The sequence below is a fragment of the Leptospira mtsangambouensis genome (assembly GCF_004770475.1).
Lineage (GTDB): Bacteria > Spirochaetota > Leptospiria > Leptospirales > Leptospiraceae > Leptospira_A > Leptospira_A mtsangambouensis.
This window is the reverse complement of record NZ_RQHK01000015.1, coordinates 246824-272186: the sequence shown is the minus strand read 5'-3', so window position 1 is coordinate 272186 and position 25363 is coordinate 246824. Positions and strand designations below refer to the sequence as shown.

Here is a 25363-nt window from a genome sequence, read left to right as displayed (position 1 = left end):
TCCATCAAATCCATTTGTACGAGATAGGCTCAAGGCTTTTTTGTACAAAAATGAAGGAACCTATCGAATCGGCTCTCCCTTCCCTAAAGAATTCCCTACCTTTCCTTTGGGCAGATGAAATTTGGCTAATGGGTGTCTGGAAAAATAGCCCTAAGTCGCAGTCCATTGCTCGTTCTATGCCAGAACTGCAGCAAGGTTTCCAAGAAGCCAAACACCCACTCCTTCCAGAAGATGTTTATGGATCACCATATTCTATTTATTCTTACACACCAGATCCCTTAGTTTCCACTAAGGGTAACCTAACTCATGTATATGAACTCATCCACCAGTGGAATAAAAAATTAATCCTAGACTTTGTGCCAAACCATATGGCGATTGATTCCCCTCTCATTGAATCAGATCCTCATTTATTTCTCACCGCCAGCGAATCGGTCTCTACACAAAATTCATTTTTACATCCGAATGGGAACCGATATGTTCATGGCCGCGATCCTTATTTTGATGGATGGACCGATACCATCCAATGGGATTTTTCAAATCATAGTGTCGAAGATAAACACATTCAAATTTTAAAGGAAATCGCAAAACAATGCGATGGTGTTCGCTGTGATATGGCGATGTTACTCCTCCCAGATGTATTTGAAAGGACTCATGGAAAAAAATCCGTTTATGATTGGAATCGAGTCATAAAAACAATAAGACAAGACTATCCCAATTTCAAATTTTATGCCGAGGCATACTGGGGAATGGAAAATAGATTAACCGACTTAGGGTTTGATGCCGCTTATGACAAATCTATTTACGATGCTCTGAAAGAGAATCATTTCCCTTTTGTTTCTGAATGTCTAAAAGAAAACGGAAAAAAAACCAAAATCAGGTTTTTAGAAAACCATGATGAAGAAAGAGCCAAACTTAAGTTTGGTGACAATTCAGAATCTTACTTTTGTTTACTTTTAGCGAGCGAATGTATTTTATTATTCCACGAAGGTCAAAATCTGGGTTTGACTAAAAAAATTCCCATCCAAATGATTCAGACGGATTCAGAAAATGTAAATCCTATCACAGAAGAATTTTACAAACGTGCACTAACGATCACCGCCAAACGAAATTCGAGTAGCATCTCCTTCCAACCAAATTACAAAGAATGGAATGGTTTGCCAATTTTTACCAAAGCCATCCAAACGGAAAACCTAACGGAACTGATTTTATGGAATGAAACCAATAGAGAAGTTTCTGGTTGGATTCCCTTCCAAGAAGGAATCCAGCCAAGGGAAACACTAACCGATTTAGTCACTGGGGTCGAATTCCCACAAACCAAGTCGGATGAAGGAATTTATTTCAAATTAGGACCCAACCAGGTGCAGTGGTTTATTTTTTAACCCTTTCGGCAAAAACCACACCTTGGATCATTCGTAAATTTTCTAAAATTTCTTTCAGTTGGTCTAAGTGATCTACTTCTAACATAAATTTGGCGGTAAGTGTTCCATTGGGATGCGATGATGCCCCAGCTTCCAAAATATTAGTTTCAGTGCTGGAAATGGATTCCACCATCGATAGATAGATCCCTTGAACATCTTTGGCACGCACTTCAATTTGGATTGGAATTGGTTCTCCTGGGCCTTCCCAACGAACCGGAATGGTTTTCATCCACTCAAGTTGTTTACTTGCCGTCGTACAATCTTTTTTATGAACACTCACGCCCCTTCCCCTTGTGATAAATCCAATGATTTCATCTCCAGGGATAGGAGTACAACACGAAGCCACACGTACAGGCACATCATTCCAACCGGCAACGGAAATTCCAAATTCTTTGGAATCTTCTTGGTGTGGATTTGTTTTATGAGGTTTTTTAATTTTTACTTTTTTGATTTCTTTGATTGTGTTTTCATCAATCGCAGGTGTTTGCGTTTCCAAAACAGAACCAATGGTCTCTCGTTGTGAGTCTTCTTGTAATTTTCGAAAATAAGCACGTAACTTCTGTCGAGCGCCTGATGTTTTTACAATCCGCAACCAAATAGGAGATGGTTTGGAACTTTTTTCAGTGATGATCTCGACCTGGTCTCCAGACTTTAACTCCGTACGAAGTGTAACCATCCTACCGTTGACCTTTCCACCACGAGCATGTAAACCCACATCAGTATGAATTCGGAACGCATAATCAAGAACCGTTGCTCCTTTTGGCATCTCAATGATTTCACCTTTAGGAGTAAAAACAAAGACCTCATCTTCATGGAGATCATACTGTAGTTCCTCCATAAATTCTTTGGAATCAAGGCTTGGGTCTTGCCAAGATTTTAAAATCTCCAACCACTTCATTCGGAAGGCATTTTCTACACCGTTTTGCAAAATGACGGAAGTTTTGGAAAGGTTAGTGGATTCTTTATAAGCCCAGTGGGCCGCAACCCCATTCTCTGCGATGGCATTCATGTCTTTAGTTCGGATTTGTACTTCCATCGGACGACCATCAGGCCCAAAGACTGTTGTATGTAAGGATTGGTAAAGGTTCGTTTTCGGAGTGGCAATATAATCTTTGAACCTTCCCGGAATGGGTGTCCAAAGAGTATGTACAATTCCAAGAACTCCATAACAATCTTTGATTTCACTTGTGATGATCCGAACCGCACGAAGGTCAAAAATTTCAGAAAAAGATTTTTCTTTTGTGACCATCTTTCTGTAAATTGAATAAAAATGTTTAGCCCTACCATCAATCCGAGCATCAATACTTATCTCAGCTAACCTTTGTTTTAGGATAATTTTTATTTTTTCTATATATTCGTCGCGTTCTGATTTTTTAGCGGAAACTCGTTTTTTAATTTCTTGGTATTCTTCTGGGTGTAGAGATTGGAAAGCCAAATCTTCCAACTCAAACTTAACCTTATAAACCCCTAATCTTCCTGCAATGGGTGCATAGAGGGATAAAACTTCTTTTGCAATTCGTTTCTGTTTTTCTTCTGGTTGGAATTTTAAAGTGCGAACATTATGAGTTTTGTCAGCAAGTTTGATGAGCATCACGCGCACATCTTTGATGGTGGCCAATAACATTTTGCGGATATTTTCTGCCGCTTCCGTTTCTTTGGATTGGGATTTGATTTCCGAAATTTTGGTCACACCTTCCACAAGGGCGGCAATATCTTCCCCAAACTCCCGGGCCATATCTTCTTTACTATAACTTGTATCTTCTACAACATCGTGCAAAAGTCCCGCAGCTATAGCTCTTTCATCCAAACCAAGTTCGTCCAAAACGGAAGCCACATTCATAGGATGGATGATATAAGGTTCCCCCGATAAACGTTTTTGGCCTTCGTGCATTTTGTCTGCAATATGATATGCTTTCTCAATTAATTTGGCTTTTTCTGGCCCAAGTCTTTTTTGGACCGCTTCGAATAACTCCTGTTTATCTTTTATATCTTGGTATAATCCCATTATTTAATATCCAAACTTATATCTAAAAATTTTACGGTATGAGTTAAGTAACCCATACTCACACCTATATCTTGAAATTTAGATAGAAATTTTAATTTATCAGGAGTGATTCCACCAGAACATTCAATACGAATTTTTGGTGATTGCTCTTTGATGAGTTCAATTGCTTTTTCTGTGTCTGAATCGGAAAAATTATCTAACAAAATAATATCAGGATTTGAGGCGATAGCTTCACTTAATTGTGATAGGCCATCGATTTCTAGTTCTATTTTTTTGCCTGGATTAGCATTTCGAACAATTTGTACAGCGGATTGGATGGATCCTGCTTTTGCTACATGGTTGTCTTTTAACATAGCCATCTCAGACAAATTTAAGCGGTGGTTGGCTCCCCCACCTGTATAAACCGCATACTTAGCAAGTTTTCTATAACCTGGCAAAGTTTTTCTCGTATCTAAAATCAGGAGATTCGGGAATTCTTTTGCCACCTTACTGGCATTTGTTGCAATACCTGAAAGGTATTGGATAAAATTTAATAAAATCCGTTCCATTTTCAGAACATCCACAAGTGATCCTTCCAAAGTTCCAATAATAGTTCCTTTGGAAAGAGGAGCGCCATCGGAAAGAGTTTGATTCCATTTCACATCCGCCCCGGTTTTTCGGATGAGGCAAGGTAATACCGCAAGCCCACACAAAACCCCTTCTTCTTTGGCAAGTAACACTGCCTTACAATTTTCATTCGAGTTGAATAGAGAATCTGTGGTGATATCTCCCGCAGGCAAATCTTCTTCTAAGGCAAGCGTTACCAATGCCTCAAAGTCTTTTTCTGAAATTTCTGTGACAGGTGTTGTGTATCCTCTGATCATATTGTCCTATTATTTAGACAAAAAAAAAGCTGCCCTTACGACAGCTTTTTTTCCATTCACCTAAACCATGTTTATTGTTTAGGGGCTTTTCCGATTTTCCCTGTTTTAGGAGGGATATTCAATTTTTGTTTTGGATAAATCAAATTTTTGTTACGAATTGATTTACGATTAGCTTCAAAAATTCTTGGCCAGAGTTTTGCATCACTATAAATGTCTTCTCTATCAGCAATTCTCCAAAGGCAATCAGCAGGGTTGGATTTTTCAACTGTATACCGTTTCCATCCGCCAGAAAGTTCTTCTACTTGTGAAGAAGATGCCTTCTCTGTTGTCTCTTCTGTCGTAGTGGTAGTTGTTGTTTCCGGTTCTGTTGTTTTGCGATCTTTTTTCGCTACTGTGGTTTTTCCTTTCAAAGTTTCGATTTGGTCGATCGAAATCTCTGCCAATCGAATGGCTTCTTCCGATTGGGAAATGGAATCATCAAACTTTTCTTGCTCCAAAAGATTTCCGGAAGCTTGGAGGGATTCATTGGAAGCACCTAAGTTTTCTTGTGTGCTTGCATATGATTCTTTTGCATTAGATTTCAAATATGTTTCGGCATTCAATTCACCAAAACGTGCATTGGCATCTTCTACTACTTCACGAGCTTGTAAGTTGCGGTTTTTGGCATGGTCTTTGACTGCAGTGGCAAGTAAAGAAGCAGAAGCCAATCGAGCCGTTTTAATCTTTTCGTCAGCAGTTTTCAAACGTCCAGCTTCAATGTCTTCACGAGCGGAAGCAACTCTAGCTTTTTCTTCATCGATGGCAGGATTTCCACCTTTGGAATAAGTATAAGCTTTTTCTAATACTGCATCCACTTCATCAGCTGATTGGCGTATAGAACCAGATCTGTCGAGAGCTACTTTTTTTGCATTTTGACTGATCTTCGCAGCTTCCACAAAATTATTATGTGCATCTTCATATTCTTGTAAGGCAACTGTTCGTTTCAGTTCTTTTGCAGTTTCGTCTTTGTCTTCACGTAGGTAAGAAGCAAGGCTTGCATCTGCTTGTGCTAACTTAGATTCACCTGCATCACGTGCCGTTACAGCTTTTTTAAATTCTTCTGGTGCGTATTCAGAAGCATAGGCTTCATCGGCAGCATCAATGGCTGTCACTGCTTCTTCACGAGATTTTGCAGCAAGTTTTGGTAAGGTTTTTTCTAAAGCATCGTAAGCTTTAGAAATCGCATAGTCCGCACTTTTTTTAGAATCAGAAGCTTTTTCTTCAGATGCATATTCATTCGCAGATACTAAACTTTTTTTGGCTTCCGAATATTCTTCAGGAGCATATTCTTCTGCTGAAAGTCTTTCTGCTCTTTCTACTTGCGACTTTGCAAGCTCCAGTTCTTTTAATGGTAGTTCTTGGGCACAATTAACAAATCCAACGGAAAACAATACCAAACCAGAGAGAAAGACTGCTGTCTTTTTCTTTCTTAACATAACGAACTCCTTAAATTTTTCTTCGGGGGATTTTGTAAGAGAGAAGCGCAAAACACGCTTCCCCAATTACTTGAAAGCTGTGACGGCTTCGTCTTCGCTGTCGAAAATTTCAAAAAATGAAGTCAACTTTGTGAGTTCAAATACCTTACGTACTGAACCAGCTACGTTGATGATTTTAAGCCCACCTTGGTATTTCTTCAAGTTGGACAAACTTGAAATTAAAGCTCCAATTCCGGAAGAGTCGATGTAGGAAACCTTCTCGAGATTGATGACGATGCAATATTTTTGTTCTTCGATCAATTTGGCGATTACATCCTTGATCTCAGGCGCGTTATAAAGGTCGATTTCCCCGTTAATATCAAGGACTACGATTTTATCTTTTTCCCTTCTGGTGATTTCCATGTGTGTCTAGAGACTCCTCAGTGAAGCTACAATCAATGTAGAAATGACGGTACAATTGCATTCAAAAAAAAGAGATACGTCAACCTAATAATTTTAGCTACCAAACAAATTTTTCCAATGGTCATAAAAACCCTGAAAATTGCCTATTTCTATGGACTTTCGCATCTTTTCCATGAAGCTTTGCATAAAAAATAAGTTATGGTACGTTGAGAGCGAAAAAGCAGTCAATTCTTTCACTTTATGTAAATGCCGAATATATCCAAGGCTATATGTTACACAAACTTTACATCCACACTCTGGGTCAATGGGGCCATCTGACAATCGATGTGATTCATTCCTTAAATTGATTTTGCCCAAAGAAGTGAACACTTGGCCGTTCCTCGCATTCCTTGTCGGCAAAACACAATCAAACATATCGATTCCATTCTTTACACCTTCCAAGATGTCAACAACGGTCCCTACACCCATTAGGTAACGAGGGCGAGCCGCATCAAAAAATGGTGCCATACATTCTAAAATTCGAATGTATTCTGGCCTGGGTTCCCCAACACTGAGGCCTCCAATGGCAATCCCTGGAAAATTTATATTTTGTAGTGTATCTAAGCTTCGTTTTCTAAGGGATTCGTTCACACCACCCTGGACAATGGGGAATACATTCTGTCCACCTGGGTTTTCCATCCAATAATTGTATGATTCCTTTGCCCAGCGGTGGGTACGATCCAAAGCCAATTCCAATCGTCCCAGATCACTGCCATAGGGAGCACAATCATCCAAAACCATCATAATATCAGATCCGATGGAACGTTGCATATCAATGACTGAGGAAGGAGTGAATTTATGATGGCTACCATCGATATGAGATTGGAACCGGACTCCATCTTCTTCAAATTTGAAAAGGCTCGCAAGACTAAACACTTGGAACCCACCCGAATCCGTGAGTAACGCTCGTTTGTATGACATGAAATTTTTAAGCCCATGGAAGTGGTCCAAAACCTCTTTTCCTGGTCTTAAATATAAATGATAAGTATTGGCAAGGATTAAGTTATATCCCAACTCATCGATGTCCGAAGAGGAAAGAGATTTGATACTCCCTCTGGTTCCCACCGGCATAAAGATGGGAGTTTCAATTTGAATTCCATTTAAATTGAGAGTGCCGGTCCTTGCGTAAGATCCAGGATCCTTCGATTTTTCTTTAAAAATAGAGGACACTATTTTTTTGTTTTATGTTCGCAAGTGGCAAAATTCAAACAATTGCCAAAGATATTCAAACTATGTCCAGTGATGGTAAATCCATTTTCTGAAGCTGCTTTGTTTTGTAGTTCTTCAATTCGTTCATCAATGAATTCAACAATCCGTCCGCACTGCATACAGATAATATGATCATGGTGTTCATGACCAATGATATGTTCATAATATTTATAATCTTTACCAAAGTCATGTTCTTCGAGTAATCCCGCCTCTACCATAATCGCGAGGATTCTATAGATGGTTGCCTTGGAAATTCGATCTTTATTGTCTTTTAGTTCGTCCAAAAGACCTTCGGCAGTAAAATGATTATGTGAAGAAAAAATCTTTTGCGCAACTAACAAACGTTGGTTGGTGATTTTTAGTCCTTTTTCTTTGAGATACTCTTCAAAAGCAAGCATCTCTTTTTTTGTGTCGTCGCTGGAAATAGGATCGTTTTGCAAGGTTTATCTCCTGATGATTCAACTTAATTCAAAATTCCAGAAAGAGAATAATACCATGCTCTTTCTGATTCTTCTGCAATTCGAAGCGCCATCACCCGAAGTAGGCGATTTTGTGCTTCTAATTCTGATTCCCGAAATCCAACTTGGGTCGAAAAATGGACCCTTCCAGGAATTTCACTGCGTTCCATAGGGATTTTATTTCCCGTCTCCGCCTCAATGATTTCCACTCGAGTGACTACGAATAGTTCCGAGGTAATTTGTCTGTCAGCAAGATCCATAAGATCTCCGACTTGTTGGTAGTGGACAATCTCTGCATACAACCGGTATTTCGCGAGAGTTTTTTCACGGGTGGTGATAAACCTTCCCCGTCTGTCAATTTCTTCTATGATCATCTGAGTCAAACGAGTGTGCATTCCCGGGGAATAGGTATTGTTTCTGACATTTTGGATGTAAATCAAACGTTTCGAATCAGGGATAGGAACCCCGTCAATTTTGGGAGGTCGGCCTGGTTCCTTAAATAAAAAGGCACAACCAGAAAAGGCGAAAATAAAGAAGAAGAAAACAATGCCTTGTTTCATACAGAAATGTTCCCTGTCATCTTAGGTCCTAAGTCTAGTTTGTCAAGGGAATCGAAACGAAGGGAAATTCTCTGGGTTTCGGGAAAGGCATGACAAAGGAAGTGGGAGGATTCTGATTCTCCCATGAGGTTCTCTCACTTGCGTAATTTGGCGGTCCTTCTCTTTTTTTCTTCCGGTCTACTATGGGGTGAGTCAAAAATTCCAGACATCCCTCTAGACGAAGTGGGTTTTCCACTTCCCTACTATTCTCCAGTTTCTGGAACCTTTGCTGAAATCCGAAATCACAACTTACATTTGGGTTCTGATTTTAAATCCTATGGGCTGAATGGTCATAGCATCTTAGCCACGTTTGATGGATATATCGAAGAAATTAGTTATTCTAAAACTGGGTATGGACTTTCCCTAAATCTTTACAGTCCCAAATACAAACTCAAATCAAAATATGCCCACTTACATTCCTTTGGCGGGAGCCTAAATGATTTAGAGCTTCTTCGCCGGGCCATCCTTCTGATGGGAGACCCCACTGGGTTCCAACTCAAACTTCCACCAGGAATGTTTGCGGCAAAAAAAGGAGTTTCTCTCGGCAAAACAGGAGAATCGGGATCGGGAATTTCTCATCTCCACCTCGAGTTTCGTGCAGAAAAAGGAATCATCAATCCCCTCTATTTTCCTGAAATCCACCAAAAAGATAAAACTCCCCCTACCATCCTTTCTTTGTATTTAGAAGGTGATCATTTAGAAAACCCGATCCTTCTCTCAGCGAAGGAAAAAACAAAAGGTAAGTATGAATTGTATACAGATAAAGGAGATTTGTTTGAATCCATAGCCCTAACGGGCAAAATTCGCATTCGGATGAGTGGGTATGATTTCATTCGTTCACGTAACAAAAACAATGTTTACGGAATGGATTTGGCAGTGAATGGAAAAACGACTTTCACCCGGAATTTTGATTTTTTAGCTTATGAAGATGGTTCCAAAAAACACCAGTTCTACGATATCAATAGGTCATCGCTTGCCCCACCTGTTTATTTTTATCATATGTATGAACAGTCCAAAAATTTCAAAGAAGAAGGATTTTCCTTAGATTTAGATGGATACAAACCAAAGGAAAAATTATCTTTAGAAGTTTCCCTTCGTGATGCCACAGGAAACAAATCTTCTGTTTATTTCACTGTTATTCATGAAAAAGACGAAAAAGTGAGTGATAGGTTATCAAAAAACAAAAAGACCGGAAACATTTACAATTCATTAGATGGCAAACTAACGGTTGATTTATCTAAGGTAGAAGTTTCTGGAGAAGGATCTTTACAAATTACTGAAATCAACTCACAAAACATTCCTTTTAAAATTCCAAGTGGGCTTCCCCTCAAAGGAAAAATCTACCAATTGGATACAAAGAAGCTGAGTTGGAAGGGGGAAGGATCAGGAGAATGGAACTTAGGTTACCCGATTCCAATCAAAGAATCTCTTTATTTCTACGATTCTTCCATTGGAAAATTCCAATCAATCACCCAAAAAAGAAAATCAAACGGATTTAGTTTTAAACTCACCAAACTTGGTTTTGTTATGGTTTTATCTGACGAAACACCTCCCACAATTTTTCCAATGACATCTCTTGCCCGTTACATTGAACTTCCAGAAATCAGAAACCAATGTTTTGAGGAAAGGTATTATGTTTTGGGTGATACAGGAAGTGGATTTCGAACAAACGTAGAACTCACAATTGATGGGCAATCCTATCCATATGAGTATGATCCCGATAGACGAGCCATTCGAGTGACCATTCCGAAAAGTTTACAAAAAGAAAGGCCTTATCTTCTTTTGGAAGCTAAGGCCTTTGACTTCGCCGGAAATGTTTCCGAACCGTTTGTGGATTTAATTTCTACTCGAGGTTGGAAGGAAGAACTTCAGGCCTCTTGTCCTGTCATGGAATAACGAGCAATATCCAATACTTCATAAACAGTCTCAGTGGCACCGAATACCAATGTTGCTTCGTTGCCTGAGTGTTTTCCAAGCAGTGATTTTGCGAGCGGCGATTGGTAAGAAATAATATTCTTTTCTGTATCCGCATCCCAAGCACCAAGGATGGAATAAGTCACCACTTCCCCAGTTTGTTTGTTTTTCAAACGGACTGTGGTTCCAATTCCTACTTTCTCAGTTTTGACATCACTTAGGTCGAGAATCCTTGCACTTTTCAGTTCTGCTTCCAAACGTTTGATGGCTGCTTGCAACTGAGCTTGTTTTTCCATAGCCGCTTTGTATTCTGCGTTTTCTCTTAAGTCCCCTTTTTCTTGGGCCTCTCCGATATCACGAGAGTTTTCAGCCATTTCTACATTCACAAGGTGTTCAAATTCAAGTTTCTTTGCATTGAAAGCACGACGAGTGACAAGTACAACATCACTAGGAAGGTTTGCCAAAGGATCATCATCTGCATCTTCTTCGGAATCGTATTCATCCCAAACAATGTTTGGTTTGAGTTCGTTGATGAGAGCATACAGTTGGTCTTTTTCCAAATCAGTTACATAAGGAACTTCTTTGAATAATGCAAAAAGTTTACGAACGTATTCATCATCCGCATTGGATAGAATGTCACGAAGAAGACTATTGTCTTTTCCGAACAAAATGTCCATCGCTTGGTTTTTCAGTTTGGTTCCCTTGTCTTCAATCTTCGCAAGAGGTTTTAAGATACGGAATACACGAAGAACTAAATCTTCTTCACTTACCTTTAACCAATCAAACTTCCAAGTATGAGATAAAATCGATTTGGCAACCCAAAGGAAAACTTCAGGGTTTTCTTTGGATTTGTTACAAACTGTTTCCACAAACAAATTGAGTTCTGCAAACTTATCATCAGAAACAAGGTTTTGGAAAACGGAACGGTTAACTTTGACAGGAACTTCAAATAAAAGCCCAATCAAAATATTGATAGCTTCTGGATGGTGGGCACGAATCAGATCCTTGAATCCTTTTTTGATATCCGTATTTTCCAAAGCTTTGGATATTTTTAAAGCATCCTCTTTGGAGAATGATTGGATAAGTGCCTTTAGTTCAGGATCACGGATTTTATGAGAAAACTCTTCTGTCGGCCATGCTTTCCCTGCTTCTTCTAAATACAAATAAGCAGAAAGGCGACGAATTGGATCTTTTGCCGATTCTTCTTCGTTATAATGAGCAATGAAAAACTCACCTGCTTCCGCTGCTTCATCAGCATCACGGACTGCTTCCATAGCAATTTCTAGCTTTTTGTTAGCATCATTGCTTGCTTGGAATTTTTGTGTGAGTGTTTCTGAATGAGTGATTGGTTTTTCGTGATAAACCACTTCATCCTTTTTCTTAGGGTTCATTCCGATGTTCGCTTCTTTTTTCAGAACCGATTTTACTTTCGCCCACCATTTTGACCACTCATCAGCTTTTAGGAAGGTTCCGATCAGTTCGTTCTTCATATCAGCGATGATCATTCGGTTGTCGTAAGAAGTAAGAAGTTGTTTTAAGAACTCTGCTAAGTTCTCATTAAACATTGTATTAATGGCTTGTTTGTCTTCGTAGTGTTGCACCCAAATATGATCTTTCTTCAACGGTTTAAGTGAAGTGATCGCCATTTGGATAGAAAGTTTATGGTCTTTCTTTTCTTCAAAATCAACAAAGATAGAGTCACCAGTTTGGGAGATGGATGTGATTTTACCAACACCCCAATTTCTATGCATTACATAGTTACCAGTATCAAATACAATATTTCTTTCGAAGTTAGTGATACAAAGTTTAACAGGTTTACGGTTGTTACCAAGTTCGCTCATCTTGAGGAAATCTTCAAGAAGTGAGTGTGCAACGTATTTCTGTTTGTAAGCGCGAATGAGTTCGTTTCTTGCTTTTTGAGAAGCAGCTTCGTGTTCTAAAATCTTTTTTAGGAAGTAGATCACATGATCCCAATCTTCCATTGCTTTAAATGGTTCTACGATTGGATAAAGAAGACCAACTAACCGAGTCTTTTCTCTTTGGCCAAGAAGGATACGTTCAATTTTATCGAAGAAAGAAACATCTTCATAATTGTTTTGAACGATGGTAGGCCAAATCTCCTCCATCTGAACGTATTCTTTATTTTTGGCATACATCTCAACTGCAAGTTTTAGATAGGAGATGGCTTTTGGTTTATCCTCTTCCATAATGGAAAAACCATATTTTTTTGCAATCTCAGGGTTCTTCCGATCTTGTTTTGCGAGTTTTTCCAGAACAACTTTGAGTTCTTTGTTTTTCTTGAGTTTGTCGAGGGCCTCTGCTTTCACACGGAGGGCAAGTCTATGATCGCCGAATCGTAAAATAGAATCTGTAATGTATTCAATAATAGTCCATTTGGCGTGAGATTTGAAAGAATCCAAAATGTTCTTCACCAAATTGGCATCTCCCATGGAGTCTTCCATGAAAGAAATGATCATTAACATATATTTGGCGGAGATAGACTCAGGATGTTCTTTGAAATGGTCTTCAATTTTTTGTTTAGCTTCTGCTAAACGATTTTCTGCCTTATATGCATCTATGACATCGTCAAAGATTTTGAATTTAGAAACGGGAACCGTTCCTGCATCAGCACGTACATAAATTTCCTCATTAAAAAGAGGAGTTAGTTTGTCGTTTTCGGCGATTTTGTTTGATTTGTCTTCGGTGATAGTATCAGGCATGAAAAGAATCTCCCTCTTCGTATTTCCAATAAAGGGTGTTCATTGTTCCTATAAAGTTGTTACGGTAAATTTAGCGATGAATCCGCAAAAAGAACAGTCCTAGAGTTCATTTTTCAGGTCCGTTCGATTCTGTAAAGTCAAAAAACCCAGCCGATTGGCTGGGTTTTCTTTGGTTCCTAAGGAACCTTTCTTTAGAGTGAGTGAGGATTCTACTTGTTTTGGGACGAACCGTTGCTTCCACCACAATCACGAATTTTTGCTCCTGTGGAGATGGCTCCGGACTTTTGAAGCATTTGCTCCATCTTAACTTTGCTTTTACAATCTTCTTCGTCAAAGTCAAGGTTTGCCCCATCAAAATGAACTTCAAAAGTATCCGCTAGGACACGGAGTTCATCAAAGAAGAGATATACTGCTTCAGGCCCTGTGTTGTGTCTGGAACGAATCTTAAACTGCTTGAAGATCAGGTTTCTTGTCGCAGGGAAAGCATTTGCCTCTTGCGGAATTCCTGGAGGGATGATGATGTGGAGAGGTCTCCAACCCACAAAGTCCAAGGATCCGAAAGGGAAAATATGGCTATTGCCATTGTAGTCTTCGATCCAGCCTTCTAAATCGTATTCGTTACCACGGCCAAGAACCCAAACGGAAATTGCTTTCACATTTCCTGGAGCTTCAATTCCGTAAACTTTTTCGATTTTCTTTTTGTTGTCTGCATCGATATAAGGTCTTGCACGAGTGACTTCATATTCTGGAGCACGCGGAGGGCGAACCGTTACTACGTTATTTCCAGGAAAAGTGAATTGAAACTTCACAGCCAAAACTTTTGCATTTCCCGCATCTACGTTTTTCACGTCTCCCGGTTTTCCAGGAATCAGTTTCACTTCTCTCATCACAAGAGGAGATTTCACAGGGTCATTGAGAACAGGTGAATATTTATTGTTCTCATCATATTTCATGTCCCCTGTACCATCTTTGTTCACACCATCTTTATCAGTGAACACTTCCCAGCCAAATGGCGCAGAAGAAACGGGAGAGTCCCAAGATTCAATAGTAATGGCTTTAAGTTCCAGAGCTCCAATATCGTTTCCAATTGGTGTTGCCACTCCATTGGATACTTTGTATTGTGCTTGGGCAAAACCAATCAATGCGATGGACGATAGAGCAAGTAATGTTAGGATTTTTGTTTTTTTGTTTTCCATTGTTCCTTTCTCCCGCTTACCAATTGTCCTTAATTTCAGATCCAGGGTATTTTGCTTCGGATCTGTCGGTTCTCACTTGGAGGTCATCTACATAAAAGTAAAAGTCCCCTGCTACTTCGTGAACATCAGATGTCACAAAAAGAGAAACGAAATGAAGGTTTTTATCTAAAAGTGCAAATCTTGTACTTTGTGGAATAAAACCTGGAATGGTCGCAGTCAGTTTTCTCCATCCGAAGAAATCCAAACGACCCAAACGGATATTATGTGTTACGTCTTTATAATCTCTAAATTTTGCAAATAAAGTATGTCTGTATTTTCTTCCGAGAACCCAAACAGAGATTTGTCTTACTTTCCCTTTGATGATGTATTCATGTGGAGGGGATAATTCAACCCGATCCAAACCTTTAGCAGCAAAATGTGTTTTGACTCCTAAAATATGGTTCTTTTCGACTTTATCACCGCCATCTTCTGGAACAGTTTTTTCATCGAATACATCTTTGATGAGCCCGCGTTGAACGAGTTTCAAAGTTCTTGTTTCTCCGAGTGGAGTGGTAGCTTTTACTCTCCAATCCTCAGCCTCTTCAAAATCATCTAAAACGATTTTTCTAAGAGGGCTATCCTCATCATTTGCAGTGTTAGCTGTATTTTGTCCGCCAGTATCTGCCTGTGCGTACAACATTCCTATTGAAAGGAAGAGGCCTAACAACAGTTTGGTCATTCCTAATTTCCCCATGAAACTCACTCCTAAAAGGCTCCTAACTCCGGGTCTTTCGTATTCTCATTATCGGATATCCGGCTTTTAAATTGATTCAAGATTTCGATCATACGATCGATTCCTTCTGCCGGAAGAAAGATCGAGGATTTTTTGCTATTCGACCATTCCGATACTTTCAGGTAGAATCCAGCCTGGTTTTTCTTCAAATCCACCAAGAAGGTCTTATTTTGTGTTACGATCTTCTCGGTTAGGATTTCGGGGTCCACCATGCATTCCTTCTCCCTGCCTACGTAAATAGTATCGGATTCCGAAACCCATTCCTTAGCTGTATTAAGTAGAAACTGAGGAATGGAAAAGGTTTTTTCGATAGTAGTCGATAAAAAATCCCGATTTGTATGAATTTTGTCTCTTTGTGGACTTACGCGAATCGTTTCCTAAGCTCCCGAGCATATGCCAGGTCATGGGTTAGCTTTCGGAGTCTTCGGATGTAATAATGGGTCACTTCTTTATAGAATTTAAGCTCCATTTCTTTGTTTTTGGAAAACATATCGTGCAAATCAGCGTAACGGAGTTCATAAAGTTCGGAATTTTCTTTGGCTTCTACTTTTGCGGAACGTTTTTCATCATCAAAAAAAGGCAATTCCCCAAAGTGATCCCCTTCTCCGAGGGTGATGAGGTTCACGTCGTCCCCGTGGCTTGTGGCTGTGGAAATTTGTAAAGTTCCATACTTCACAATGTACATGGACTCAGCATCTTCGCCCATATCATACAAAACATTTCTAGGAGGCAGGTGGACTTCCCGAATTTTTTCAGCAATGTGTAACAGTTCGTCTTGGTTTAACTTTTGGAAGAGATATATTTTTTTGAGACTCTCTACTTTAGTATTCATTCATACTCCTAGGATTTCTCTGAAAATGGGGGAATTTAGCGAATTTGCAAGAGAAAATTAAGTAGAATGACCCATGATTTTTTATGGACAAATGGGACGGGATAGTACTAATATTTTCAATTCTCCTCGTCTACTAGGGGGAAACGCTAGGGACAAAAGGTTCCTGGTTCCAAACAAAGGGAAATTTATGACACCTAAAAAGAAGGTATTACTGGTTGAAGACCACGCCGTTACGCGCGTTGGCGTAAAACATGTTGTGAACTCTTCGACTGATTTTGAAGTCGTGGGGGAGGCGGAACATTCGTCGCAAATTGCCCCTCTCTTAAATGATACTAGGCCCGACTTTGTCCTACTCGATTTGCGAATCCCGGGTGAAAACGTGCTCAATATGGTGAAGGATTGGAAAAAAGAACATCCCAATTTAAAAGTGGTCACCCTCACGATGCTCGATGAACAACCCATTGTTCATTCAGCCATTGAAGCTGGAGTGGATGGATATCTTTTAAAAAGCGATGACCTTAGCAGTTTAACAAAAAACCTAAACGAAATTGCATCGGGAAAAACAGTATATTCCAAAAATCTAAAACTCAGTTTCAACCGCAAACCCCAAGATGGGAAAGTGGCAAACAAAAAGGAAAAACAAATTTTGACCCTTCTTGGACACGGAAAAACCTACCAAGAAATCGGAACAGAGATTGGCCTTTCCAAACGAACAGTGGAATACCATGTTGGCCGCCTAAAAGACCGGTTCAACGCTAAAACTGTAGCGGAACTCATTGGGCGTGCCAAAGAACAAATGTTAATCTAAACTTCTAGGTCTAACAATCGTTTTACTGCTTCTACCATTTTTTCATCAGGAGATGTTTTTGTTAAAAAAGCATCTCCTCCGATTTCAATCACCGTTGTTTCGAGTTTATAACCAGTGTTAGGATCTGTATGGGAACTGGAAACAAGGAGAGAACGAATTTCTTCCATTTCCGAGTTGGAATACAAATCACGTAAAAAATCGAGTCCGGTTTTTTCTGGCATGGAATAATCCACGATGATGAGGTCAGGTTTCAAACGGCCCACGGAAAGGAGGGCATGGTCTGGGTATTCCTCTTCCCAAAGGATACAAGGTAGATCTTTTAAAACCTTTCGGATTTGTTTTCGATAACCTGGATTGTCATCCAAAACCAAAACAATCTTTTCAAAGTTAGGAAGGAGTAACTCAACGGAAGTTCCATGGTCTTCTTCCGAGCGAACAATGAGTTCGGCTCCATGACGTTCTGCCACTTCTTTGCAAAAAGCAATCCCAACACCGGCTCCCATCTCATCCGCAGTACCTTTCCTAACGAACAGGAATCCTTCCTCTAGAATGTGTTCTGCCCAATACGGAGGCATTCCAATCCCCGTATCAATTACCTTCAAACTCCAATGTTTATTGGATTCTGTTAAAGAAATTTCAACGGTTCCCGATTCTTTTGTGAATTTTACTGCATTGGTGAGTAAATTCCAAATCAGATGTTCGATTAGGTTGGGATCTCCAATTCCAATGGAGGATTCTTCCATATGAGTGATGATTGTGATATTTTTTGGACCAGCCATTTCTTGGACTCTTTCGATCAGTTGGTCTGTGATTTGTCGAAAATCAAAAAGTTGGTAATCAGGAAAAACAGATGCGTTCTGGAACCTTGAGTATTTGATAAGTTCCTCAACCATACTGAGGATATTTTTAAGTCCAGTAGATGCTTCACCTAGTACTTGTTTGGCTCTTTCTGGAGAAAGGGAAGGAGGAGATTCTGTAAGCAAATTGAAAACAGATGAAATTCCAAATAGTGGAGAACGAATGTCATGAGAAACGATGGAGATAAATTTATCCTTGAGTTCTCCTGTTTTTTCAGCTTTTTCTTTTTCTTTTTTTAATTCTAATGTTTTCCATTCTACTTCTTTTCGTAAATTCAGTGTTAGGTATTCGGCAGTTTCCCAAGTATGTGCATTTTGTTTGGAAATCACGATGGCAAGGCACATACAAAAAATAGCAAACCCTAGTTCAGTAAGCATGGGCAAATCCCATCGTTTAAAAAAGACAACTGAGTCATAAATTGTTGCAGAAAGGATGACGAATGTCCCAAACAAAATGATACTTCCTATGTATCTGGTTTCCTTTTCTAAACAAGAACGAAAGGAAGCAACCATCGCAAGGGTAAGAATGAAAGCCATATAAGCTTGACTGAAGATAAGAAGTTTTGTGTACACAGCGTACGGTGTGGTCAGAATTACCAAAAATTCTAATAGAATTGGCAACAAAAGATACCTTTTGTATTTTTGAGGAAAAAAGTTTGTTTGGTTTTGAAAGAAAAACAAAAGACTAAAAACTTGGATCCCACAAAAAGCAATGTATTCCAAACGGATCTGGAACATCTCAAGCCAATCGGAAGCCACAAACCAATCCCTAGACACTCGATCAAAGAGTAAAATACGAACAAGCCATGAAATACAAAGTAAGGAAAACCAAAGAGGAGATTTGTCTTTTTTACGATGGATAAAAAGAAACAAATGAGAAAGTGCCAGGACAAAAAACGTCGCAAAGAAAAATGCTTTTTTTCGTTCTTTGAATCTTAGATACAACAAGGTTTTTCCCACTTCACCGAGTACAGGGGAATAATAAGGACCACCTCGTGAGTAAAGGTAATTGGAAATTTGTAAGTAGATGACTGTGGAAGGAGTGGCTCGAAATGAGCGTGCAGTTTCTAAATAATAACCAATCGACCCTTCTTTGGTTTTGGAAACCTTTCCTGCAGAACCAAGTAATACAAGTCCTCGTTCTACGTTATGGTAATAGGCCCGGTAGGCAGAGGAAGTTTCCCTCAAATAAAACATTAGGTTGATTGGTTCGTTTACCTTTAGTTTCAAACGATATGTAACAAAACCATGAGCGGGGAGGTTTTGGTTCACCCAGTAAGCGGGAACTGCTAATTTTGTAGGTTCCTTATTCTCGAGTGCTTTGAATTCTTCTTCTGTTTCGGGGAGTTCTCCCGGAAAGGCATCCCACTCACCGGCAAGGGGAAAGGGATCCAAAGTTTTTGGATCTTCCTTGGAAAGATCAAGAACACCTGCAGAAATGTTCTTCGCCTGGGCCAAAGAAGGTATGGAGCGATTGCATTGGACAAAAACAGAAACAAAGAGAGGGATTAGAATGTATTTCGAAAGAGAAACGATAGGGAGACGTGCCACATCCAAACCTTAAAAAGAATTTCGAAAAACTCAAACCATATTAGTACGAGTACGAGAAATTTATTCTTTCTGTCCCGAATGTTTCGATTGGTTCCCCTCATTCCCTCTGCCCTAGAAAACATTGACGAAGGATTCGAAACCCCACGGAATAGAGGATTCGGGGGAAGTAATGGCTAAAAAATCAGATGCATTTGTTTCAAAAATAAAAGAAGGGTATCCATCTCAAGGGGCACTTTACCTAGGTTCCGGAGTGTTTGATGGAGAAACATTTAAGGAAGCAACCGTTTCCATCCCCCTCTCCACTCTCAACAGGCACGGACTGATTGCTGGGGCCACAGGAACCGGCAAAACCAAAACTTTACAACTTTTAACCGAAGGTTTATCTGCATCAGGAGTTCCGGTTGTCCTTATGGACATCAAGGGAGACCTTTCGGGCCTTGCCGAACCGGGCGAAGAAAACGATAAAATCAAAGAAAGAACGAAGGCCCTTGGGATCGATTGGAAACCTTCCTCTTATCCGGTAGAATTTTTATCTTTATCCAAAGAACCAGGAGTAAGGCTTCGGGCCACCATTGCGGAATTTGGCCCTGTCCTCATTTCACGAATTTTGGAATTAAATGATACACAAAGCAGTGTGGTCTCTCTTGTTTTCAAATACTGCGACGATTTGGGTCTTCCCATCCTCGACACCAAAGATTTTAAAAAAGCCCTCCAATACATCAATGATGCCGGAAAAGAGGAATTAGAAAAAGAATACGGAACCGTTTCTTCCCAAAGTATTTCCATCATTTTGCGAAAACTGATCGAACTCGAAGGCCAAGGAGGCGAAGATTTTTTTGGGGAACCATCTTTTGATGTGAATGATCTTTTGCAGACAGAATCCAAAAAGGGAAATGTGTCCATCATTCGCCTAACAGACATTCAAACCAAACCTAGACTATTCTCCACTTTTATGTTGTCCCTACTCACAGAAATTTATGCGACCTTTCCTGAAGAAGGAGATTTAGATAAACCAAAACTTGTTTTATTCATTGATGAAGCCCACTTAGTTTTTGACGAAGCTTCGAATGATTTACTGAAACAACTAGAAACCATGGTGCGACTCATTCGCTCCAAAGGTGTGGGAATTATTTTTTGTACCCAATCTCCCACAGACTTACCCAAAGAAATTTTAGGCCAATTGGGATTAAAAATCCAACATGCCCTGCGGGCCTTCACAGCAAACGACCGCAAGGCGATCAAAACCGCTTCTGAAAATTATCCCGAAACAGAATTTTATGACACCAAAGAAGTGATCACCACACTGGGAATTGGGGAAGCTTTTATCACTGCCCTTAGTCCCAAAGGAAGTCCCACTCCCCTCGTCCATACCCTCCTTGCACCGCCAGCTTCGCGAATGGGGACTTTGAATCCTGACGAACTTGCTGCCAAAATTAAAAAATCAGATCTTGTTAAAAAATACGAAACCACTCTCGACCGCGAAAGTGCGCACGAAATGCTTTCTAAAAAAATGGAAACCATCGCTGAGGAAACCGAGGCAGCCGAAGAAGAGTCAGGTGAGAAAAAAACCAAGTCCAAACGGGCCAAAGAAAAGGAAGACCCGAGTTTTGTGGAAACCCTTTCCAAAAACCCGCTGGCTCGGGAAGTGGGACGGACCGTTGCCAAAGAGGTTACACGAGGGCTTCTCGGAATGCTTGGGGTCACACCCAAACGGGGCTCTAAACGCAAAAAAACCGGACTATTCGGGTTCTAAGCACGAATTAGCACTCTTTGGCTCAAAGTGCTTGACGGTTCTTTCGGGCAATCATTTTATGGTGCTAGAGTTTAGCACTCTTTTCAGATTGTTGCTAAACTCGGAATCATTAGTAGATTGCATACAAGGAGTTACTCATGGCATCAATCAAACCTTTAGGCGACCGAGTGGTCGTAGAGCCAAAGAATGAGTCAGAAGAAAAAATCGGATCCATCATCGTACCGGACACAGCGAAAGAAAAACCACAAGAAGGGAAAGTCATCGCAGTAGGACAAGGTCGTTATGAAGACGGAAAACTCGTTCCTTTAGAAGTAAAGGTAGGAGATACAGTTCTCTACGGAAAATACTCCGGAACAGAGATCAAACAAGGCGGACGTGATCTACTCATCATCCGTGAAAGCGACATCCTCGGTGTTGTGACAAACTAATTTTATAGAAGGAAATAATCAATCATGGCTAAAACAATTGAATTTGATGAATCAGCACGTAGAAAACTTCTTAGCGGAGTAAACAAACTTGCTAACGCAGTAAAGGTGACTCTTGGACCAAAAGGTCGTAACGTAGTCATCGACAAAAAATTTGGAGCACCTACTATCACTAAAGACGGTGTAACGGTTGCTAAAGAAATCGAATTAGAAGACGCAATCGAAAACATGGGCGCGCAAATGGTGAAGGAAGTTTCTACAAAAACTAACGACATCGCAGGTGACGGAACAACAACTGCTACCATCCTTGCACAAGCTATCATCAACGAAGGTTTGAAAAACGTAACTGCGGGTGCAAACCCAATGGCTCTCAAACACGGGATTGACAAAGCAGTTCTTGCAGCTGTTGAAGAAATCAAAAAACACGCTATTAAAATCAATAGCAAAGCAGAATACGCAAACGTTGCCACTATCTCTGCAAACAATGATCCAGAAATCGGTAACCTAATTGCGCAAGCTTTTGACAAAGTAGGTAAAGAAGGTGTGATCACTGTTGATGAAGCAAAATCAATTGAAACCACTCTTGATATCGTAGAAGGTATGCAATTTGATCGTGGATACGTATCACCTTATATGGTAACTGATCCAGAAGCAATGATCGCAACTTTTAACGATCCATTCATCTTAATTTACGACAAAAAAATTGCTTCGATGAAAGACCTTCTTCCTGTGCTCGAAAAAATTGCACAAGCAGGAAGACCACTCGTCATCATCGCAGAAGAAGTAGAAGGCGAAGCTCTTGCTACTATCGTAGTAAACACTCTTCGTAAAACCATCCAATGTGTGGCTGTAAAAGCTCCTGGTTTTGGTGATAGAAGAAAAGCAATGCTTGAAGACATTGCAATCCTTACTGGCGGACAAGTGATTTCTGAAGACCTCGGAATGAAACTTGAAAACGCTGATGTGAAGATGCTCGGTCGCGCTAAAAAAGTGGTAGTGGATAAAGAAAACACAACCATCATCGAAGGTGCTGGTGCTTCTAAAGACATCCAAGGTCGAGTCAACCAAATCAAAAAACAAATCGAAGATACAACTTCTGATTACGATCGTGAAAAACTCCAAGAACGCCTTGCAAAACTTGCTGGTGGTGTTGCGGTAATCCACGTTGGTGCAGCGACTGAAGTAGAAATGAAAGAGAAAAAAGCTCGTGTAGAAGATGCTCTTTCTGCAACTCGCGCGGCTGTAGAAGAAGGTATTGTTCCTGGTGGTGGACTCACACTACTACGTGCGCAAGATGCTGTAAAAGCTCTTAAACTCAGTGGTGACGAACAAACAGGTGCTAACATCATCTTACGTGCATTAGAAGAACCTATCCGTATGATCACTTCCAATGCTGGTCTTGAAGGATCTGTAATTGTAGAACAAGCTCGTGCCCGCAAAGGAAACGAAGGATTCAACGCACTCACTATGGTTTGGGAAGACCTAATCAAAGCAGGTGTTGTTGACCCAGCAAAAGTGGTTCGTTCTGCTCTTCAAAACGCAGCGTCCATTGGAGCAATGATCCTCACGACAGAAGTTACCATTACTGACAAACCAGAACCGAAAGATGCAGGTGCTGGCATGGCCGGTATGGGAGGAATGGGTGGTATGGGAGGAATGGGCGGCATGATGTAAATCATTCGCACATTCTCTTTCCAGGTTCCGTCGATCTCTTATCGAAATCGATGGATCGAAAGACCAAAGCCTTGGAGTCAATCCAAGGCTTTTTTTATGCTTTTACATGCAAATGAATGACTGTGATATCATCATGCGGGGCTCCAGAAAGTCCTGTAAAATAATGAAAGTTTTCTAGTAAACTACTCATAGGATCTATCGATTGTTTGGCGATCGTTTCCAAAAAGGATTTGGCAAGACGTTTTTCTCCGTATTCCAACCGGTCCGCATTTTCTTCTTCCGTTAACCCATCTGTATAAAATAAAAACTGATCACCAATCTTAAATGGATATTCTTCTTCCCCATAGGTAAGTCCTGGCATAATTCCAAGGGGTTTTCCTTTGGGTTTGATTTCCACAAGTTCATTTGATTCGGATTTCCAATGAAAAAAAGAGGGATGGCCTGCACTCGAAACCATAAATTTTTGAGATTCCAAATCGATATGAAAGTAAGTCGCAGTGGTAAATCGACCAAAAGATTTTTTCACCAAATCCTCGTTCATCGCTGATAGTAAAAACGAAGGGTTTGACCAATGTTTATATGCCTTAAAAAAAGCAAATTTGGAAAGAGAAGCAATGATGGATGCACCTAACCCATGCCCCACCACATCAGCAATCAGGATTCCAAATTTTCGACCACCTAATGCTTGAAAGTCATAGAAATCCCCACCGACTTCATGGGATGGTTGGTAGTGGACAGATATATCCATTTGGTCCCAATGCGGAGCGGAAGGAGGAAGGATGGCACTTTGGATTCTTGCTGCAGTGACAATTTCTCTTTGTAGAGTTCCATACTTTATTTCCGAATTGCGAAACAAATTTTCTCCATAAAGTGTAAGACAAACCACAAAAATAAAAAATCCCCAATGGGAAGCTCTTGGGACTGAATCTAAAATTCCTAGAGAAGATAAAATATCGTGTGCATTTAAGACAAATAGAGCGGATGCACCAATCACAAGTAAACTTGCTTTTGGTTTTCGTAAAACAACTTGCCCCCAAGCCACAATGATCTGTATGACCAGGGTTGGCAAACACAACCAAACAAATGTTAGAATTCCTACGGACATTGAAATCGTATCCGTAAATGCTAAGGTTAAAATCAGAATGGAAAACAAAACATGAAACTGCCACATCATTCGAATGACGTTCCAACGACCCGACCCAACCAACTTCTCAAAAAAATACAAACAACTGATGGGAATTAAAAACAAAGTAAGGATAAAAATGATAAAACTAGGATGAATCGAATCGTAATAAAAAAGTCCAAAAAATCCAGACTGGGATAAAAAGTGAATCCCCGATATGGACGAAAACCAAGTGAAGGCCAATAATTGTTTTTTCTTTCTCCTTTCATAAAGGTAAAAAGAAAAAAGGCCCAAAATCAAAAAGAAAAATCCAAGTGAAGCAAATGACTGTGTCCGATTGGCAATTGCTTTGTAGTGGTCAGTGGGGTCACCAAACAATGGAGGTTCAGAGAATCCAATTGGTAATATTCCATCTGAAAAAAATACAATATAAATATAATTCCCCAAACATTCTTTGGGCAAAGGTAAAATAGGAATAAAACTCCGATTGTAAACAATCATTGGTTGGGAGGACGAAGGATCTTGGGATGGGATACGAAAAAATTGGGTTTGTAACTTCGTCTCTCCACAATAAGAATCAAAAAAAGTAACTAGTCCACGCAATAACAGTGCTGGTTCTTCATACCCAAAACGATCACGAAAACGGATCCTGGCGGAAAGATATTTGGGTATTGGTTTTTCCAAACTGATGTAAGGAATAGAATAGTGTTGGTATTCGAGAGAAAGATCCTCTATGGCCGGGCGAAAACCAACTAACTCCTCTTCTGTGAGAAATCGAAATTCCCATTCGTGGGACCATTTTACAGATTGATAAGGAAGAAATGAATCAAAACAAGATACAAAACAAAACAAGGGAAATAGGAAAATGAAGATTCGTTTTACATAGGATCGTTCCATTCCAGTTTTTCTTTCTCCAATTTCTTTTTGATAGCCTTACGATATTTGTTTTGTTTTTTCTTACGAAGTTTTTGAATAGAGGATTCAGACTTTGTTGGATCCAATTCTCTTTCTAATTCCAAACATAACAAATCTCTCGCTTTATAACGATTGAGACCTTGGGTTCTATAAACGGAACATTTGATTTGTTTACCCGAAGGTATGTGAACCAAATGCACTGCTGTAGCAACTTTATTTACGTTTTGTCCACCCTTACCACCGGACTGAATGAACCGTTCGTTTAGATCTTTTTCAGAAAGTCCTAGTACTTCCATCCGTCTCTGTAGTGATAAATTTTTTTCAACAGAAACGGGAAAGGTTAAGGGCATTTAAG

The 25363-nt window shown here is 39.9% G+C and carries 21 protein-coding genes; 6 read left to right on the top strand and 15 right to left on the bottom strand.

The annotated features are described in order from the left end of the window. Positions 1 to 50: 50 nt before the first annotated feature. A complete protein-coding gene (locus tag EHR01_RS11870; protein ID WP_135694981.1) occupies positions 51 to 1379 on the top strand; it encodes an alpha-amylase family protein in 1329 nt (442 codons plus the stop codon). Here EHR01_RS11870 and EHR01_RS11865 read toward each other — a convergent pair. The 7 genes from EHR01_RS11865 to EHR01_RS11835 all read right to left on the bottom strand — a co-directional run bounded on the left by EHR01_RS11865 (position 1369) and on the right by EHR01_RS11835 (position 8429). Then, complete coding sequence (locus EHR01_RS11865; protein ID WP_135694980.1) at positions 1369 to 3423, bottom strand: RelA/SpoT family protein; 2055 nt, start codon at positions 3421 to 3423, stop codon at positions 1369 to 1371. The two genes, EHR01_RS11870 and EHR01_RS11865, sit on opposite strands and share 11 nt — an antisense overlap. Beyond that, positions 3423 to 4286, bottom strand: a complete 864-nt coding sequence (gene nadC / locus EHR01_RS11860; protein WP_135694979.1) for a carboxylating nicotinate-nucleotide diphosphorylase — start codon at positions 4284 to 4286, stop codon at positions 3423 to 3425. Before nadC ends, EHR01_RS11865 begins: the two co-directional genes overlap by 1 nt. Before the next feature lie 71 nt (positions 4287 to 4357). After that, positions 4358 to 5761 (bottom strand): lipoprotein LipL71, encoded by a 1404-nt coding sequence (locus EHR01_RS11855; protein ID WP_135694978.1) that lies wholly within the window; start codon positions 5759 to 5761, stop codon positions 4358 to 4360. 66 nt (positions 5762 to 5827) lie between these two features. Further along, a complete protein-coding gene (locus EHR01_RS11850) occupies positions 5828 to 6163 on the bottom strand; it encodes an STAS domain-containing protein (protein ID WP_002975418.1) in 336 nt (111 codons plus the stop codon). 93 nt (positions 6164 to 6256) lie between these two features. Further along, positions 6257 to 7372: a tRNA guanosine(34) transglycosylase Tgt gene (tgt, locus tag EHR01_RS11845; RefSeq protein ID WP_135694977.1), complete on the bottom strand. Its 1116-nt coding sequence runs from the start codon at positions 7370 to 7372 to the stop codon at positions 6257 to 6259. Beyond that, positions 7372 to 7809: a Fur family transcriptional regulator gene (locus tag EHR01_RS11840; protein WP_238838654.1), complete on the bottom strand. Its 438-nt coding sequence runs from the start codon at positions 7807 to 7809 to the stop codon at positions 7372 to 7374. Before EHR01_RS11840 ends, tgt begins: the two co-directional genes overlap by 1 nt. Before the next feature lie 65 nt (positions 7810 to 7874). Then, positions 7875 to 8429, bottom strand: a complete 555-nt coding sequence (locus EHR01_RS11835; RefSeq protein ID WP_135694975.1) for an LPS assembly lipoprotein LptE — start codon at positions 8427 to 8429, stop codon at positions 7875 to 7877. A gap of 123 nt (positions 8430 to 8552) precedes the next feature. Here EHR01_RS11835 and EHR01_RS11830 point away from each other — a divergent pair, with 123 nt between their 5' ends. Next, a complete protein-coding gene (locus tag EHR01_RS11830; RefSeq protein ID WP_135694974.1) occupies positions 8553 to 10364 on the top strand; it encodes a M23 family peptidase in 1812 nt (603 codons plus the stop codon). Here EHR01_RS11830 and greA read toward each other — a convergent pair. From greA to EHR01_RS11805, 5 genes are all read right to left on the bottom strand, one after another. Then, positions 10337 to 13102, bottom strand: coding sequence for a transcription elongation factor GreA (gene greA, locus EHR01_RS11825; protein ID WP_135694973.1), 2766 nt, complete (start codon positions 13100 to 13102; stop codon positions 10337 to 10339). The two genes, EHR01_RS11830 and greA, sit on opposite strands and share 28 nt — an antisense overlap. Before the next feature lie 209 nt (positions 13103 to 13311). Further along, positions 13312 to 14298: a flagellar filament outer layer protein FlaA1 gene (gene flaA1, locus EHR01_RS11820; protein ID WP_135694972.1), complete on the bottom strand. Its 987-nt coding sequence runs from the start codon at positions 14296 to 14298 to the stop codon at positions 13312 to 13314. Positions 14299 to 14314: 16 nt separating this feature from the next. Then, a complete protein-coding gene (gene flaA2, locus EHR01_RS11815; protein WP_004786860.1) occupies positions 14315 to 15031 on the bottom strand; it encodes a flagellar filament outer layer protein FlaA2 in 717 nt (238 codons plus the stop codon). 11 nt (positions 15032 to 15042) lie between these two features. Continuing rightward, the gene (locus EHR01_RS11810) at positions 15043 to 15279 is read right to left on the bottom strand and encodes a DNA-binding protein (RefSeq protein ID WP_002975368.1); all 237 of its coding nucleotides are present in this window, start codon (positions 15277 to 15279) and stop codon (positions 15043 to 15045) included. A 152-nt stretch (positions 15280 to 15431) separates the two neighbouring features. Beyond that, positions 15432 to 15902 (bottom strand): cyclic nucleotide-binding domain-containing protein, encoded by a 471-nt coding sequence (locus tag EHR01_RS11805; protein WP_004786276.1) that lies wholly within the window; start codon positions 15900 to 15902, stop codon positions 15432 to 15434. A gap of 187 nt (positions 15903 to 16089) precedes the next feature. Between EHR01_RS11805 and EHR01_RS11800 the strand changes: the two genes are divergently transcribed. Further along, positions 16090 to 16710: a response regulator transcription factor gene (locus EHR01_RS11800; RefSeq protein ID WP_004785732.1), complete on the top strand. Its 621-nt coding sequence runs from the start codon at positions 16090 to 16092 to the stop codon at positions 16708 to 16710. On the opposite strand, the gene EHR01_RS11795 is transcribed toward EHR01_RS11800, so the two are convergent. Then, positions 16707 to 19124, bottom strand: coding sequence for a hybrid sensor histidine kinase/response regulator (locus EHR01_RS11795; RefSeq protein ID WP_135694971.1), 2418 nt, complete (start codon positions 19122 to 19124; stop codon positions 16707 to 16709). The genes EHR01_RS11800 and EHR01_RS11795 overlap by 4 nt on opposite strands. A gap of 163 nt (positions 19125 to 19287) precedes the next feature. Here EHR01_RS11795 and EHR01_RS11790 point away from each other — a divergent pair, with 163 nt between their 5' ends. The 3 genes from EHR01_RS11790 (at position 19288) to groL (ending at position 22970) form a co-directional block, all read left to right on the top strand. Next, positions 19288 to 20871, top strand: a complete 1584-nt coding sequence (locus EHR01_RS11790; protein ID WP_135694970.1) for a helicase HerA-like domain-containing protein — start codon at positions 19288 to 19290, stop codon at positions 20869 to 20871. Positions 20872 to 21008: 137 nt separating this feature from the next. Continuing rightward, positions 21009 to 21299, top strand: coding sequence for a co-chaperone GroES (gene groES, locus EHR01_RS11785; protein ID WP_004784852.1), 291 nt, complete (start codon positions 21009 to 21011; stop codon positions 21297 to 21299). Positions 21300 to 21323: 24 nt separating this feature from the next. Next, complete coding sequence (gene groL / locus EHR01_RS11780) at positions 21324 to 22970, top strand: chaperonin GroEL (RefSeq protein WP_135694969.1); 1647 nt, start codon at positions 21324 to 21326, stop codon at positions 22968 to 22970. Positions 22971 to 23064: 94 nt separating this feature from the next. Here the strand turns inward: groL and EHR01_RS11775 are convergent, their stop codons facing one another. Together EHR01_RS11775 and EHR01_RS11770 are read right to left on the bottom strand one after the other, a co-directional pair. Next, entirely contained in the window at positions 23065 to 24990 is a 1926-nt protein-coding gene (locus EHR01_RS11775; RefSeq protein WP_135694968.1) for a PP2C family protein-serine/threonine phosphatase, read from the bottom strand. Further along, a complete protein-coding gene (locus EHR01_RS11770) occupies positions 24972 to 25358 on the bottom strand; it encodes a peptide chain release factor family protein (RefSeq protein WP_135694967.1) in 387 nt (128 codons plus the stop codon). The genes EHR01_RS11775 and EHR01_RS11770 overlap by 19 nt, the downstream gene beginning before the upstream one ends. Between the last annotated feature and the right edge of the window lie 5 nt (positions 25359 to 25363).